The organism is Acetobacter malorum (assembly GCF_002153605.1).
GTDB lineage: Bacteria > Pseudomonadota > Alphaproteobacteria > Acetobacterales > Acetobacteraceae > Acetobacter > Acetobacter malorum_A.
The window spans coordinates 1-16,281 of sequence record NZ_JOPG01000041.1; the positions used below are offsets into that span (position 1 = coordinate 1).

At 55.4% G+C, this 16,281-nt stretch carries 12 protein-coding genes and 1 pseudogene; 3 read left to right on the forward strand and 10 right to left on the reverse strand.

The window, feature by feature from the left end:
• Positions 1 to 371: 371 nt before the first annotated feature.
• The 3 genes and pseudogenes from HK23_RS14815 to HK23_RS13025 all read left to right on the forward strand — a co-directional run.
• Positions 372 to 697 (forward strand): annotated as a pseudogene (locus HK23_RS14815) (IS3 family transposase); the annotation flags it as partial.
• A gap of 273 nt (positions 698 to 970) precedes the next feature.
• Positions 971 to 1,666, forward strand: coding sequence for a hypothetical protein (locus HK23_RS13020; RefSeq protein ID WP_086654300.1), 696 nt, complete (start codon positions 971 to 973; stop codon positions 1,664 to 1,666).
• The gene (locus HK23_RS13025) at positions 1,663 to 2,145 is read left to right on the forward strand and encodes a hypothetical protein (protein WP_086654301.1); all 483 of its coding nucleotides are present in this window, start codon (positions 1,663 to 1,665) and stop codon (positions 2,143 to 2,145) included. Before HK23_RS13020 ends, HK23_RS13025 begins: the two co-directional genes overlap by 4 nt.
• 27 nt (positions 2,146 to 2,172) lie before the next feature.
• On the opposite strand, the gene HK23_RS13030 is transcribed toward HK23_RS13025, so the two are convergent.
• The 10 genes from HK23_RS13030 to HK23_RS14660 all read right to left on the reverse strand — a co-directional run.
• Positions 2,173 to 3,723, reverse strand: a complete 1,551-nt coding sequence (locus HK23_RS13030; RefSeq protein ID WP_086654302.1) for a formylglycine-generating enzyme family protein — start codon at positions 3,721 to 3,723, stop codon at positions 2,173 to 2,175.
• Positions 3,720 to 4,916, reverse strand: coding sequence for an ABC transporter permease family protein (locus tag HK23_RS13035; RefSeq protein WP_086654303.1), 1,197 nt, complete (start codon positions 4,914 to 4,916; stop codon positions 3,720 to 3,722). Before HK23_RS13035 ends, HK23_RS13030 begins: the two co-directional genes overlap by 4 nt.
• Positions 4,913 to 5,599: an ABC transporter ATP-binding protein gene (locus HK23_RS13040; RefSeq protein WP_179193908.1), complete on the reverse strand. Its 687-nt coding sequence runs from the start codon at positions 5,597 to 5,599 to the stop codon at positions 4,913 to 4,915. Before HK23_RS13040 ends, HK23_RS13035 begins: the two co-directional genes overlap by 4 nt.
• A 23-nt stretch (positions 5,600 to 5,622) precedes the next feature.
• Complete coding sequence (locus HK23_RS13045) at positions 5,623 to 7,530, reverse strand: vWA domain-containing protein (RefSeq protein ID WP_086654305.1); 1,908 nt, start codon at positions 7,528 to 7,530, stop codon at positions 5,623 to 5,625.
• Complete coding sequence (locus HK23_RS13050) at positions 7,527 to 8,525, reverse strand: SEL1-like repeat protein (RefSeq protein WP_086654306.1); 999 nt, start codon at positions 8,523 to 8,525, stop codon at positions 7,527 to 7,529. Before HK23_RS13050 ends, HK23_RS13045 begins: the two co-directional genes overlap by 4 nt.
• Positions 8,522 to 11,050 carry a virulence factor SrfC family protein gene (locus HK23_RS13055; RefSeq protein WP_143217570.1) on the reverse strand — a complete coding sequence of 843 codons (2,529 nt, stop codon included), beginning with the start codon at positions 11,048 to 11,050 and terminating at the stop codon, positions 8,522 to 8,524. Before HK23_RS13055 ends, HK23_RS13050 begins: the two co-directional genes overlap by 4 nt.
• A 4-nt stretch (positions 11,051 to 11,054) precedes the next feature.
• Positions 11,055 to 14,054, reverse strand: coding sequence for a virulence factor SrfB (locus HK23_RS13060; protein ID WP_179193909.1), 3,000 nt, complete (start codon positions 14,052 to 14,054; stop codon positions 11,055 to 11,057).
• A gap of 33 nt (positions 14,055 to 14,087) precedes the next feature.
• On the reverse strand, positions 14,088 to 14,954 hold the full coding sequence (locus HK23_RS13065) for a hypothetical protein (protein WP_218777714.1): 867 nt from the start codon (positions 14,952 to 14,954) through the stop codon (positions 14,088 to 14,090).
• A 157-nt stretch (positions 14,955 to 15,111) separates the two neighbouring features.
• Positions 15,112 to 15,999 carry a hypothetical protein gene (locus HK23_RS13070; RefSeq protein WP_086654310.1) on the reverse strand — a complete coding sequence of 296 codons (888 nt, stop codon included), beginning with the start codon at positions 15,997 to 15,999 and terminating at the stop codon, positions 15,112 to 15,114.
• 74 nt (positions 16,000 to 16,073) lie between these two features.
• Positions 16,074 to 16,281: hypothetical protein (locus HK23_RS14660; RefSeq protein ID WP_218777715.1), on the reverse strand; the 208-nt coding region annotated here is incomplete at its 5' end.

A 16,281-nucleotide genomic window follows, 5' to 3' on the forward strand; every position in this document is an offset into this window, starting at 1 on the left:
CTGCGGGACTCGAACCCGCATCAACCCGCAGTGACACTTTTCTAACACGTTGAAACAGCAAAAAGAATAGGACTTACCGTCTTCCAGTTGGCGTTTTCTTTCCCAGAATTGGTTAAACATTCTGGGAAAGTAGTGGAGAAAATTTACTCTGTTCATGGGTGTGAAGCCAGTTCTCTTTTCCGGAATGGCCTGTTGATAATTGCCATACCCACGGGGGTAGAAAATATCCGGTTTCTGGTATATCCGGTGCGTTCTAAAAAGTATCAGAATGATCCGGCCTGATCCGGCACGAGTTGGTCCACAGGATCTGGTGCAGCGTTAGTTTTATGCACAAGCCATCAACAAACTTTCTGTGCTAGAGGTGATCTGAGGGAAAAGTAATCCACCATTCGGACCGCGGCGGTAAGTATATGTTCATTTGCTATACGCAAAGACAGGCTGAAGCGGGTCTCGTTGCTCCTGTAGGGAGTGTTGGGGATTCCTATGATAATGTCTTGGCGGAGACCATCAATGGGCTCTACAAAACCACTCATCTATCGGCAGGTACCATGGAAAAACAGGGGAGTGGTCGAGTTGGCAACGCTTAAATGGGGCGACTGGCTCAACAGTCGGCGGATCTTGTCCTCTATTTGGAAACATCCCGCCCGCTGAAGCACGCTTTTATGCGCAACAGAAATCCCGTGTATTAGCTGCTTAGTTCAGATAAAAAACGTCTCCCTTCATTTTTCTAGAGCGTTAGGATTATCATGACAAAATGGCGTCGAAGATGAAGATCAGTGCATTGATAGGTAGATTTTTGTTTTTTTGAGACTTTCCCTTTTCTATTCACACAAGAAAATTTTTGATATACTTGGTGTGATCCATGCGTTTTTAAGTTTTAAATTTAAAGAAAGCGGGATTTGGATGGGGTGGAAAGATACTTTCTAAACCGTTTGTGTCATGCCAATTTACTGGAAGATGTTATAAAATTATGAAAAAACTGACCTGCATTTCTCTGGCTGCGGCTACAATGCTGACGGCCTGTGCATCTGATGCAAATAATGCGTCCCTCTCTCCGGCTGAGCGTCAACTTCGTCAGCGGAATGCACATTTCAACACGACATTGGTTGAAGGTGCTGTGGTCGGTGGGCTTGTTGGAGCAGGCATTGGCATGCTGGCTGGACATAATGCCACAAGCGCTGCTCTTGGTGGTGTAAGCGGTCTGGCTGCTGGTACGGGTCTTGCCTATGCTGTTGCGAGCCGTACGCAGGCTCAGCAGCAGACTGAAGACACCTATCAAAAAGCAATCACTGAAGCCCAGCAGAGCGTTGCAACTGCGACAGAAGATGCTGCAGGGTCTCAGGCCATTGCGGATCAGGCTAATACAGAACTCTCGTCTCTGGATGCTCAGTACAAGGCGCACCAGATCGACAAGGCACAGTACGCACAGGCTGTTCAAAAATATAGCAAAGATGCGACAGCACTGGACGGTCTGGCCCAGAAGTACGCACAGCAGGCACAGCAGATGCAGACCTATGCTACGTATCGCGGGAACGATGCGCAGATGGCCGCCAATGCTGCCGCAATGAAGCAAAAAGCTGATATTCTTAAAAGCAACGAGGAAAGACTGGTTGCAAATCTCAGCCAGGTACCGGGTGATGTTTCCGGACAGGCTCCTGCAGTATGATCGGTTTTGCACATTGGCGGTCGGTTTTGCCGTTGCTGTCTGTGGGGTTTCTCGCAGCATGCGCTGCGCAGAATTGTGATCCGGACCATACAGACCTTTTTACAGGGGCAGGCTGCGCCATGGGGGGAGGATATTCTGCCAGAACTGCCGATTTCAGGCAGCAGTTGCAGTATTCTTCCGCGCAGGCAGCCGCGGCGCATCAGCAGGCGCAACAGGCTGCTGCGGAAGCACGGCAGGCGCAGGCAAATGTTGTCACACGCCAGGGTGAGCTTAAGGCGCTTTCTCAGCAGACGGCTGCATTGAAGTCCCGACTTGCCTCGGCACAGGCTTCTCGCTTTTTGTCACAGTCCCAGTTGCAGAAAGCCCGTGCAGAACTGGCAGCTCTACAAAAGTTGCAGGCTAACCCTGCAACCGAGTCCAACGATGCAGAAATCAAGGCACGTCAGGCACGCCTCAATGCTTTGATGTCTCATATCTGATCAGGGACCAGGTAGAGGCGTCTGCTTCTACTTGGTGTCTCGCCCTTGTGGGGTGATTTTTTTCAGGGCTGTCAGGACGTCATCTGGCGTCGGTAGCCCACTTTTGTGCGCCTGCATTACCTTTTCTTGGGCTACGGACAGGAAAGACAGCTGGTAGGTTTGGCCTCTCTGTGCAATGGCTTCACGCTCTAGGTCAGCCGCTTTTGTCAGAAGCGGAGTGTCATTCGCACTGTCAGACATTGCCTGAACCAGACTGATAAAGCCGGAGACCTGACCTGAAAGCTGTGTCTTGTGCCGTGCCAGATTGTTGGAGGCGCCAGACAGGTCAACCGTTGGGTCCGATTTTGTGCTGCTGATATAACTATCAATCTGCGTAATAATGTTTTGCGATTCCCAAATGGTATTACCAAGGGCGATAAGCGCCTGATACTGCGCACGCAGTGCTGTCATTTGGGCATCGGTTCTGGCGCGTGCGTCCGATGCTATTTGTGCGTTAATGCGTTCAAGGCCCAGTTTTGTCGCGGGATCTGTGGCGTCACGCGCGAGTGCTTCCAGAAGTTTATGGGTATCGGAAGACTGCTGTTCTGCATGAGTGAGAATAGCGTCAAATGCCGCCTGCGCCTGCTGTGTTGCTTCCAGAGAGCCGAGCGCCTCCGCTCCGATCACAGCACGGAAGCCCAGAGTTGGTAGTTTGGTCATATCCGCAGTGGCGGGGTTGTAGGGTGGGACTTCGCCCCGCAGCGAAGTAGAGAGTTCATCGGGGTTGGCCAAGTAATTCCCGCCACGGGTCAGAATGCCACCGTTAAGGCCCTGCAGACGGCCCACCCGGTTCAGGCGGTAGCTCTCTTGCAGCATTTGATCAACATTGCCCAGCATATCATAGAGTCCCAACGGATTGGGCTTGAGGCTGCCAACGGGCTGCACTCCACCCACATCGGGTCCGGCCGCGATATATTGCTCTGCACCTTCAGGCATGGGCCAGGTTTGCGCCAGGAAGTCAGACGGACTGACCTTCATCCCGCCACGCGCTGCATAAGACCATTCGGCATCTGTGGGCAGCCTGATAAAGCCAGCTTTCTTCTGCCGCTGGGGAAGTTTGTCCCTAGCGTTTTTCAGGAGCCATATGGTCCAGTTTGCTGCAAAATCCTGTGCATCCTTAAAGGAGATCTGGGTTTGCGGGAGCCTGCCTGCTGCTGTGGCGGCGGCGCACTGGCCAGACATCACGGCATTATACTGATTCCGGGTGACATCATATTTGCCAATATAATAGCGTTGCAAATCCTTGTGGCTGGGTACGGTAAAGGGTGCGCCCAGCCAGGCGGTGCGTAAAAACTGGTTATAGCCATCCTGACTGTCTTTACGACCTGTTGTTATGGCTGCGTCATCCAGTTCCCCGCTGCCAGCAGGCACATCAACCGGGCGGAACACCATGGCGCCCCCGCATGGCATGGGTAATGTCAGATCTTCGGCGGCGGGATGGGGGTCAATCAGCTTGCTGTCCCATTGCTCGGCAGCATGAGCGGGAGAAAACCAGATGCTGGATAGTGTTGAGACGAGTAGCAGAGCGCGATAAGTCATGGTGTACTAATGCCTTCCCACGGTTCAATTCTGGCTGTGCGGATTGCCGCAGCCAAAGACACGATAAAAGCGCCAGCACTGGTGGCGATGCAGGCTTCCAGACACAAGGCGCCATCCAGAATGCACAAGGGGCGTCCGCCCGGCAGCGTGGCGGAAAATGTTATATTGATAATGTAAGCCACAGCAAAAGCGCCCAGAAATGCAGCAAGGATTCCAGTTATGGCCAGAAACTGGCCCTGCAGCACCGGCAGCAGCATCAGGCGCTTCACGCCGAGGAACTGCATGGTGGCCAGTGTCAGCCGTTTACGCTGTACGCCGGACCACAATCCGGCGCTCAGGCTTGCAAAAAAGCCGAGTATTCCCAAAAGTGCTGTCAAACGGAACAGGAGTGTGAGCCGATTATCCAGCGCCAGAAGGTCCTCCACGTCGCCAGCGTGGGATATAATTTCTATCCCCTGGCTGCGCAGGTCTTTATCAAGGGCTGGTACATCTTCAATATGGCGGGCATACAGGCGGAAGCCGGGGTAGGTGGGGACAAGAGCTGCGCCGCGTAGCCACGCTTCCTGCCATGAGACCGGATTTTCCCGATAAATTTCAACGGACTGAGCCAGTCTGAGCGAGACAAAACCGGCATCCTGCAAGGTTGTGCGCGGACTGGCGATGTCACTGATGACCAGTGGCAGAACCGTGGTTTCAGAATTGCCGCCCAGTCGGGGAATATGGATCTCTACCTTATCACCGGCCTTGAGGTGCAGGGCTGTGGTGGTGGTGGAAGAAAGAATAAGCGCGTGAGAGGATACAGGCATGCTTTGGGGCAACAGAAGCGGGTCGCCTGGGCTCGAAGGGATCAGTTCAATATGCCGGCCATCAGCGGGCCGCCCTTCAGGCACAAGTAGCACACTGGCGGCAAGAGTACGGGTTTTGGGGGCCAGATAGCTGACAGTGGGAAGCTCTTTCAGGTTCGCCAGCCATTCTGTCTGATACTCCTTGTTGCTGGCGCTTGATATTTCTCGAACGTGAGGATTTTCCAGAAGGCTGCTTCTCAGCCCTTCCACAAGCCCGGTTCTCAATCCAGCCAGCACTAGCAGAGGGGCGGCTGTTGCCGTAAGACCGATCAGCAGGCACAGGGCAAGCACGCGTTCCGCAAGCAGATCGCGCCATGCGAGGCGAACAATCAGCAGAAAACTCTTCATGCCAAGGCCTTTGGGGCTGTGCTGATGCGGGTAGTCTGGCCGTCCAGAATGGCAGGTATCAGGGCATATCCTGCTTTGCTGGCCAGTTCCGGATCATGTGTGACGACAACAACGGCGCCATCGGCCGCGGTTTCTGTGCTGAGCAAATGCATGACGTTCTCTGCCTGATCCGGATGCAGGGCTGCAGTGGGTTCATCAGCCAGAAGGAGGTGGGGGCTATGCACAAGCGCCCGTGCAATTGCTGCCCGCTGACGTTGACCAACGGAAATTCTGGCAGGCATCCGTGTCAGGCAGGCCTCAATGTCAAGTCGTTGAGCGAGCGTTTTCAATCGGGCCGGGGCTTTTGTATTCAAGATATCCAGAGGCAGCCGAATGTTATCATAAATCGATAAAAACGGTAAAAGTGCACTCATTTGCGGCACAAACCCAAAAGATCTGGCCCGCAAGGCCGCTTTCTGCATGCGGGCTCTGGCTGTTGTATCCGTCAGGTTTACCGACATGCCCTGCAAGGTAAAGATCTGGCATACCACAGGCTGCAGTGCCAGAGACAGCAAACCGAGAAGCGTACTTTTCCCGCATCCTGACGGACCGGTTATGGCCAGCCGGTCCCCCGCATGTACCGAAAATTCTGGCACATGCAAGATAAAGCTCCCATCTGGTGACTGCCATGCCAGATCACGCACATGCAGGAGCTGCCGGGCGGCGGTCAGGGGAGGGCTTCCAGCGGTACGGGATAAACTGCCTCGCCATCATCCTTGCTGTGGCCAAGGTGAACCCACAGTTCAGGATGGGATTCAAAATCCTGATAAAGGCGCAGGCGGCTTGCAATGTTGTTCAGGATGGTGCGCTGTCCTATGGCCCCCATTGCTAGCCAGGTATCCTGCGTAATGGAAGCGACATCGGACTTGTAGGGAAGATCATCCAGATATTCGCCCAGCAATGGACCGATCCGGTCAATATGGCTGATGGTTGAGGGATCGCGTGCCGAGGCTGCAAAAGCCGATTGCAGTTGTGTGAAGAAGGTCTGTGGCTCAATCCGTCCAGCTAGCCCTGCATCAAGGATATGCTGCAGTGATGCCGCCAGATCAGAAAGCTGGTTGCGTGTTAGCAGCACACGTACATCCAGACTGCGGTGGAGCGTATCAGCCGGGTCGCGGTCCGTCGTATAGCTTTCCACCACATCGGGGGCCTTGGTGTTCTCATTCCTGCCCAGAAACGCCAGCCGCATGGCTTGTCCGACAACTGCCATTTTAGGATCGGGTGCCTGCCCTTTCGGGGTCAGGCCTGCAATCGGGCGGCCAGTTGTATCCGCCACCTGCTGGAGGAGGGAGGTGGAAAGTGCCTGGACAACCGGCCGAAAGGCTTCCGGGCTGCCCCCCTGCACGGGATAGTAAAGACTGCCAGCCGTCCCAAAGCGGGACAGGTTCCGGTATTGTGCTGCAGCATGGCCATGATCATGCGCCGTATCGCCCTCCGGGGTCAGCAGATGCACAACAAACAGGGCAATACCCTTGGCTGCCGCAAGCTGCCGTGCTTCGTCAATGTTCAGGTGCGTGATGCTGTGGGGATCGTTGCCGTTGCGTGCCCCTGCGTCCGTAATCAGGACCATATAGCGGCCAGCAAACTCATCCCAGTTAATGGAATCTACGGCCGTGCGGACACCCGCTATGGCATCTTCATCAAAACTGCTGGAAGAGACTGGTGCATCATGCACGTCTGCAATGGCAGGCAGCACGGCATCAACAGGCTGGGAGAAATCGGGTTTTGCATAAACCTTTGTCTCATATTCCAGCTTGCTGGTGTCAGACAGGCTATCTCGATAAGCGACCAGACCAAACCGGAAGTTCTGTGCCGCTGCTGTGCCCTGCATGGTCTGGATAATGCTTTTTATGGCAGAGCGTGTCTGTTCGATATACGACTCCATGCTGGAGGTCGTGTCAATAACAAAGACAAGCCCCGCCTTGAAGTTTTTTAAGACATCAGGAGAACTTATGGCTTCGGCGCTGGAACGGGGGGCCGGGGCAGAAATCACATGCAGCATGCGCACGGACGGGCCGCTGTCCCGTTCAATCTGTTTGGCGTCCAGAATGGGAAGAAGATAGAAGTTCTTTGTAATATCAACGTAATTTTCTGGCTCAAGGGCGACAACAGGACCAGGCTTGCCAGCCTTGGTGTTCGCCATCAGCATGGCGGCTTTTTGCCCTGAATCCGCGCTGGTCAGCAGGTCCTGCTCATGTTCTGCGTTATCCAGAAACAGTGCGCGGTTGCGGCCTGCCGGGTTGGTGAAGGCACCCACCATCGTGTGAGGCCACACAATGGTCTTGCTCTCGTCAATCCAGCCTTCAGCAGTGCCGGTTGCGCTGCTGCCAACCTGAATTTTTCCGTTGTTATGTGCAAAAACGTAAAAAACTTCAAATCCGTCAATAGGTTTGGCGTCTGTCATTGCTGCTGTTGTGCCCATCGTGGCGCCGGGGCGGGTAATAACCCGCTGATACAGGCTATGCTTGCCCGGCTGCAGAAGGGGGGCCGCCGTGGCCAGAGTGGGGATGGCGGCCGACAGCAGGGAGGCTGCCAGAAGGGCTCCTTTTAAAGCCGATGCAGAAAGGGCTTTCATTTCCAGTAATCTTTCAGAGCCAGTTGTGCGTTAAGGTCGCCATTGCTGGCTTGCTTGAGCAGCCAGTCATGCAGGTTGGCACGGTCCTGTGCAGCTTCGGGTGCTCCTGCGTTCTGGGCGGCTTCATAATATTTGGCGGCTTCACGCATGTCCGGGCTGGGAATGGGGCCTGTACCGTCAAACTTTGTCGGATCGTACAGATGACCCAGATGCAGGCGGGCGGCATTGTCTCCACGGTCTGCCGCGGCTTCAAGCAGAAGCAGGCCTTCGTCAGGTTTGCCGGAGAACAGGCGGCGTTCCCCTTCCGCGCCAATCAAGGCCGGTGTGGCAGCCTGCTGTATGACAGCTGGAACCGAAAGTGCGCTCAGGCCAGAGCCGCTTGCCGGAGGTGTGCTGATCTGCGGAGAGTTGTCCTGATCCATGGCATGATGCGGCATGGCAGGATATACGGGGACGCTGTTAGAGCCAGAACCGAAATGTGGCAGGATAAAGTGGAACAGGAGAAATGCCAGCACGCCCAGCGAGATGATGCCGCTCGCTATCGCAAACGGCAGCCACGCTGGTCGGGGCTTTTTGGGAACAATCTGCGTGGCAGATGAGGCAGCAGGCCGTTCTGGTGCCGGTGGCTGCACAGGGGGAGGAACCGGGGTTTCGGTTTTGGTCTCTACCTTAGGGCGCGGTGGCTGAGGCGGCGGGGGAGGGGGAATAATACCGGCCAGTGAGGGCCATTCATCAACATCGCCGCTGATACCAAGTTCCGGAATTTCCAGATGGTAGGCTGTGCCGGGTTCAAACCTGCCTGCAACATGCGGCGGCAGGGTAATGTGCAAATCCCCGCTTTCCGCACTCAGCGGGCAGCCATGCTGTGTTTCAGCAAACACGTCGGGCGCTCTGACAGAAACCGTGTTCAGGCTGACATCTGCCGCACGGCCACGCAGGATGATGGAGGCACCATCCTGATGCGGGCCGGGGATAACGGTAAGGAACTGCGTCATGATTTCAAGGGCTCCAAGGTGTCCAGTATGGTTCCCAACTGTTTGTTGGCTTCAATATCAAAATTCGGGCCACCTTCCTCAAGGCGGCGCAGGAGGCCCAGAACCCAACCCTGAAAGAAATTATCCAGGTACACAGCAGGTTTTTCCGGAAGTTGTGGAAAATCAACTGGTGCCTCCGGCCGGCTGAAAATGGCCCTACCATTTGCGGGCAGCGCAGGCCGGGCATCTTCCGGCATGGTTTTATATCCAAGATACGTCACAAATCGACCAATGATTTCGGCACAGATGACTGCCTGCTTTTCGCCGGATTGCGTCAAAGCGTTATTATGGCTGCACTGGAGCCGTAAATGCTCGGCAATGGTCTTCTCAATTCCCAGTGTGTCAGCCAACTTTTCAAGGCGCTCAATAAACGGGCGAATGGTATGGGGCTTCATGCCAAATGCGGCGGCTTGCACGGGGTCTGTCATAAAGGCGTTCAGGCGCTCCTCAACCCAGACGGACATCACCTGTTCTGCAAACTGGTCATGCTGGTCTTTTGCTGGCGCGGTCTGTGCTTGCGCAATGTTCAGAATACCGGAAAGCAGGCTGGTTGTGGCGGGCTGTGGCGGTGTTGTCTCAATATCACTGCTGAAATTGCGCCATTCCCTGATAATTGTTTCCCGCGGAAGCGAAAGATGTAGCAGGAACGGGCCAAACATCCGGTTGTGGTACAGGGCGCTCAGCTCGTTGGCAATGGCGCCCAGGGCCTGCTGCGCTTCCTCCGTGGCATTCATGCTGTCAGGGTCATGATAATAGCGTGCAGTCAACGCCAGAATGGCGGAGGCACAGTCATGCATCCGTGCAGCCAACTGTTCATTTTTGGTATTGCTGGCGCAGAGCGGCCGCAAACGCTCTGCCAGATAGCTGATGCCGCCGTCATTCGGCAGAAGAGCCTGATCGAAAGCTTTTTCGTAATTGGCAATATGCTTGAGAACCGGCTCACTCCTCAAATAGGCGGCACGGCGACGCTCCACCCTGGCTTTTACATCGGGCTGCATTTCGGTTTCATGCGTGCCACGACTGTCCTTGCAGTACAGATCACCCGCAGAGGCAGCCCGGAGCCACTGGACATTGTTGAAAGGTTGTCCGGGCTTCCACTCATCAACCCAGGGGGCCTTGAAAAAATTGATCAGCGAGGCATTTAGGCGCATGTCCCATGTCTCGGTGCTGTTGTCATCCGCGCCGGCTTTTCCTTCAAACTGCCGGTCAAATTTTGTGAGAATGACAAACAAGCTGTCCGCCTGGCTGGCGCGGTCCCTGGCTGTTTTGCCTAGGGTGCTATGGATCCAGCTTTCTATCATGCGCGGCAGGCCGGTCACTTCCTGCGCGGAGTCCGCCACACAGAGCAGGAGCGATGTGACTTCCATATCGGTCTGGTAGAGTTCAAACAGGTAATCCACTTTCCCGCGCAGGAAAAGCTTGCCGACAATATCAGCCCCTTTTGCGACGTCGCTTATTTCCAGACGGGAGCGTGCACCGGGGAAGTCCAGCAGGTCTGTTGTCTGCATGAAGTCCCAGCGGGCCGTTTGCATGGGCACAACAAGTTCCGATACCAAGGCGGACACAATGTTTCTGGGGAGCGTGGCCGAGGCGCCTGTGTTGCTGAGGAGCGTGAGGCTTTGCGCATTCACGGTCGTCTGGAACAGGGTCATGACGTTCAGGATACTGACCGCCCTGGGAACTAGGGCATCAACACCGCAAAAAGCGAGTTCTGGTTGCCCAAGTTCCACCAGCGCGCGGACAAGCTGCGTAGCATAATCTGTCAGATACTGCGTGTGGCCCCACAAGGGTGAGAATGCCATGATGGCAGCATGGAGCGGGAGCGTGGCAATGGTGCGCCCCATCCAGTCCCAATAGGCAGGGGTCAGGGTGCTGATCCAGTTTTTATCACCAAATTTGCGCTCAAAATATTCGCGTAGCGCCTCTACATCATCAATGGTGAAAACCCCTTGTCCATCAGCAGGCGGTAACGCTTCAAGCCGTGCAGCAAGGGCATTCCATTGCAAGGGGATGGTTTCCGGTTTTTCCTTGTTTTCGATAATTCTGAAGTCTGAAAGAAAGGTATTGCCAATAATTCTGATAATATCAGAAATTGAAAGAAGTTTTACGGGAACGGAAAACTGTGGATTGGGTGAGCGTGGGGCATGCAGCGTAAAGCGTGAGACAAGCCCTGATGATTCATCGCCACCGGACGGATTGATTTCCAGAAGGTAATCAAGCTGCCGATCTCCGTAAGAGATCAGGAATGGCCCTTCTGCAGGGCTGGAAAGGCCGGACATGAGGTAGGACTTGCCAGCCTGAGAGGCTCCGTACACTGCAACAGCAGGGGGGCGGGAGGCTGCAGCCGCAAGGCGGCGCGCCATCCGGCCCTGACGGCGCAAATCCACAAGCGCATCGGGCCCAGCTTCTGGCGCATGGTGCGCTACCCAACTGGTTGCCTGAGTGGAAAGTCTTGCGAGGGTCTGTGTTTGCTCAGAAAGAGTCACGGTCTTATTTCCTCAGGTCCAGGCAGCCAGTATCGCGCCAGTAGCCTTCTGGCTTCAGCGTTGTCTGCAGGGTCAGTTCCACCGGTTTTGACATCAGGTCTTCATCATCTGCAGTCAGAACCTGTAGGATTTCGAAATCCTCCCGGTTGGAAAAATCACCCTGTTCTTCTTCATTCTCCGCATTGGCGCGGGTGCGGCGAGATAAGGTTACCGTCAGCGGCATGGTGATCCGGCTGAGGTCTGGTGGTCTGTTTTGCGAAAATTCCAAGCAGTAAAGCGCACTTGTGGTCCAGCGTTCCAGCGGCAGCTGCCGAAAGCCGATCATGGTTTTGCCCTGGAAATCCGTAATGGAGAATTTCATGGGTTCTTCAGGTAGCGGGCCATCAAGATCGATGTCGGATAGCAGGACATTCTGTTCCCGGATCTGGCCGGTCTGGTCCATTTTGCCAATAATGCGTGCCGTGGACCGCATTTCCAGATTGCGTGTGCGCAGAACAAAGTTCTGAATCCGGCCTTCTGCCTGTACACACAGGGCTGCCCCGACAACAACAGTTGTTTTGGGGTCATTGATTCGGTCAGAGGAATCTGCAAACGGGTAATGTTTGCCAATGGCGTAGTTGTGCATGGCGATAATGCGATGGGGCGGAACCGGCATGGCCCCAATGATCAGATCCTGCACCTTGCGTAATTTGGATGGGCGGCCAGACAGCAGCAGCACATCGCAATCATATGTCCAGACAATTTCGGAAAGATCAGACAAGACTTTTCCAAGCTTGAACTTGATGGCGCGTTCAACCTTGTCTGTTGAAACATCAATACTGACTTCAAGCGGGTCAAAAGCCGCCGCGTCAAAGGCGGCGGCGGCGCTGTGGGGGCCAAACCCTTCCACATGGCGTTCAATCTGCTCGCGCAGGAAGGCTAGGCAACGGTCACGCTGGGCCACATCGCCTGTCACGACGTCCTTCAGCAGGAAGCTGTCCAGAGACCCTTCAAAATAGGGATCGACGTTTTCGTAGATCCCTAGTGTCTTGAGTGCGGCAGGTTCCAGCACGGTGGAAACAAACAGTTTGCGGCGGTGACGATCCTGCTCGTCCTGATCACCATGATCCTTGGCCAGTGCCCTGTTGAGCATCTTGTCCGCATCAACCAGCCCGGCCTGCGTCAGCGCCTGTTCCAGTGGAGGAATGACAAGGCGGGCGATAATCGCCTCCAGCAGGTCATCCCCTGCAATGGTAAAGCTTTCCCGAAAGTCCTGATGGGGGGAGAGTGCATCTCCGCTTTGCAGCGTATAAGTTGTCACCATCAGGTCTGTGGTGCCGCCGCCAATATCCATGCTGGCAACACGGATCCGAGCCGGTTCATCTGCCGCCTTGGCTTTGCCGTAAAGTTCAAACAGTGCGTCAACATGGCCGCCAAGGCGTTCTGTTACTTCATTATGCAGCCAGACGATCTGCGTAGCGGTGGCTTCATCCAGTTCCGCGCGGAGTTTGGGCGGCGCTTCTTTCTGTCTGGCTGAAGCCCACGCAAAAGTGATGGCTGTTTCGGCACGTTTTCTGAATATCCTTTGCTCGGCAACCGGCATGCCTGGCGGCATGGTCAGGACAATGGAGCGCAGCTTCCTGCGCCGCGTGCTGTCCCTGCGCCGTGTTCTGAACGCATGGGAGTTCATGTAGGAGAGAGCCTGCAGCAAAACTTCTTCCAGCATCAGCGTAAAGAGCAGGCTGCGGGAGAGAACGCATGGTCCTGTTGCACAGGCTGAATTGCGATCATCTTCTCGGCTTACACGGAGTTTGGGGGTCTGATCCAGCAGCGCCAGCAGTTCCCGCCGGAAGGGGCCGTTAACCAGCGGGTCAGAAATCTGCCCGTCACGGTTCAGGCCATTATTGAAGCGCCACCCCTGACGGGAGGGGCGGGTGTTCCACAAATATCGCTTGGGCGTGGAGATGCCAGACATCCCCTCGATCCCGAGGCGGGAGGCCATCATGCGTTCGGCTTCCGGCCCGGTTCTGACAGGGCATGGCCACAGGAAGGCATGATCCCGGCCAGAGCGGCGGGAATGAAAATCGCGGCCAAAGGCTGCACGGCCAAATTCTATCCGGCTGGAAAATGGTTCGTCATAGGTCTTTTCCGGGTGGGCCAGATCCCGAAGTTCCAGAATATAGCTGTCCACTTCTCGCTGGCTGGTTCCGGGATGTTCCTCAATCATGATCCCGCAACTGCGGAAATTGCCAAGATCCAGAACAAGATCAACGGAAACCGGTATTTCTTTCTCCGTATTCAGCAACCGCAGGAAGGGCAGAGGGGCAGCTTGTGTTAGCAGATTCAGGAAGGACACATAGATGGCCTGCGCGCGCAGGACAGGCACCGGCACATCAGGGTCCTCGATCACCACGCGTCGCCGGCCGGGAATGGCATCCTGACTTTCTTTGTAGAGTTCTTCAATCCAGCCTTTCAGCCAGGGGCTTTCCAGCATCCAGCCCATTGTTGGCAGATCGGACACAAAGGCGTAGCGTTGGTTGCGTGAGGCATCATCCTGCGTGGGACCGGTGTAGTGGGTGTTGATGATCTCGCAGAGTGTTGTGTCAAAAGCGAGGTTGAGGAGAATTTCCTCTTCCCCATTTTCATTCTCGACCCGGCGCAGGCGGCCACGCACCCAGTTTGAAGGCCCGCTCTGGAAGCCCGCTGCCCCTGTTTCCCCCAGCATGGCAAAATAGGGGAGTGGCACCCACTGCCCTTCAAGCATCTCCAGCACGTCTTTGCGTAGAATGGTATATTCCTGCCCTTCTGGCGGTTCCTTGACCATGCCATCCAGGTAGTAGACTAGGGCATCGTGGTCCGGATCATATTCCAAGGGGCGCAGGATGGTCTCGGGTGTGCCATCATGTCCGATACCTGTCGGGTCTTCCCAGAAACTGCAGCGCAGGCGGGCGCAGTCTGATGCGTTCAGCCGGACAGTATCAAACTGGATAAGGCTGTCAGGAATAAGGGAAATGGTATCAGACATACGCGGTATGGCTCCATCGGGAGGTCTTGAAAATCATGGTGTACTTGCAGCCACTTTGCTGCGCGTCAATTCACCCTCATGGTATTTTGCAGCGCCGGGAGGAAGGCTGGCGTCAGCAATATTGGGGTGAATGTCGCACAGCATATGGTCGTTATCTTTCTGTTTGCAGATGGCAATACGCGGAAGATAAGTATAGAGGGCCGACTTGCAGTATGGAGTAGTAATAACGGCTTTTCCATCCTTGAATGTGCCAAGGGCCGGGGCTGTACAGGATGTGCCGCCCGGTCCAACGTCCAGCGTGACGTTCATAGTGCCGTGTCGGCCATCAGAGCCCATACACAATTGCCATGATTTATAGCCGTCATGCGTCACCACGTCATTGACAGCTCCTTCCATATTGCTGGAGCGCACCCAGCAACCGGATATGGCGGCCAGATCCTGCTTGTACCAGAGTGCGTGGTTGATCATGTCCCGGCATGCTCGGTTGGCAGGCGTGAAGAGCAACACGCTCGCTCCGGAGGCAAGGCCCAGAGCCGCCCCCACAATGGCCGCGAGCCACAGGCGAGGCGGAACAGGAAATATGGAATGAGACTGGCGGGGTGGCCGACCGTCATCCAGATCCGTGATCCATTGCGGCGTTGTTGTGCCACATCCCCAGCGGGACAGAACGGGGCCGCCATCAACAACATGGACGGAATTGCTTTCCGGCAGGGCGACAAGCTGCCGGTAGTGCGTGCGGATCAGGCCTGCCTCGCTATTTGCAACGCGGCGGACATCCGAAAGGATGGAAGCCGCATGACGCAGGAGTGCCTCGGCAGAGGCAGGCGCAAGAGCCGAGATCGGCATATGCTGGCTGCCTGTGCTGTGCCAGTTGATGCTGTCCCCCTCTTGCACAGGCATGGCGAAAAGCGCCGCGTGGGCCGGGCTCAATCGCTGCGCTAGCGCTTGGAGAAGTGCAGGGGCATAGGCATGATCGAAACTGTGGGAACTGCGGTCTATGATCATGAGGAGGCACAGTCCGGATCATGAGAGGCAGGCAGGTGGTGGAAGGATGCCATTATTGGCCCAGCCTCTGAAAAGTGCCTTCTGCCGTCCCTTGCCGTTGCGCCCACGGTACGCTCGGATCTGTCGTAGTGCCCGGGCAGGAGACAAGCCCATCGGGTTGCTGCGTGCAGCGATAGGTGGTGGCAACAAATCTGTTGTTGGTTGAGGGAAATGGGCATCTTTCCGCTTCAACCACCAGCGTTCCATTTTCAAAATGGGTGTGCATGGGACCTTTGCAGGCTTGACCATCGTCGTAATGCAGTTCCTGCGTACCGTTGGTGCCAGAGTCATCAAAACAGAAAGACCATTTTGCAACTTTTGTGACTTTTTGTGTTGTCAGATTGCGTGTGTTCAAATTGCTTATCCGCAGCCAGCAGCCCTTAATCAGGGAGAGATCATGTGTTTTCCAGATTTTTTCTGGAATCCCGTTTTTTTTGCCGCAGAAATTCTGTTCTGGCATGCTGCGTAACAGCAGGCAGCCACAAGCCAGTCCGAGGGCTGCCCCTGCCAGCGCTGCAGCAGCAAAACGCGGAGGGAACGGGAAAAGCGTTTTACGGATTTTTCCCGGCTGCCCATCGTCATAGGCCGCCAGAGGATCTGAGGTGGTGTTGCTCAGGCCCCACTGTGTCAGCACAGGCCGACCATCGGCAATGAAAATACAGTCCAGAGAAGGGATACGTTGCATTTTAAGAAAATACTGGCGTATCGGACTGTTTTCAGTCTCCGCAACCCGGCGGATAGCCGAAAGCGTTGTGCCAATATAGCGTAAGGCCTGCTGTTGCGTTTGCGCTGAGCAGGCGAAAAACGCCACGACAGTATGCGCCTGTGTCATCCAGTTGATCTGTCCCGCCAGAGTGGCTGGTTGTGGTGCTGCAAACAGCCCAGCATGCTGGGCGCTCAAGCGTGTACGCACAGCCTGTAAAAAGGCCTCATGCTGGCTAGATCGTTCGCCAGGAGTGGTTGCAACAACGTGCATCATGAGGACAGCGTGAAGTTACAGACAGGCTGACGGCGATGGTCCCTGACAGCCGTGCCCCGCTGCGAGACAATGACGGAGCCTCTATATCTGACTGTGACCCGGAAACGGCTGGTTGCAGAGGTCGGCATCTCAAAGGGATCAACAATAACGGTGTAGAGGCCCAGAGGCGGGGAGGGCTGCCAGACAATGTTTTCAACAGGCCGG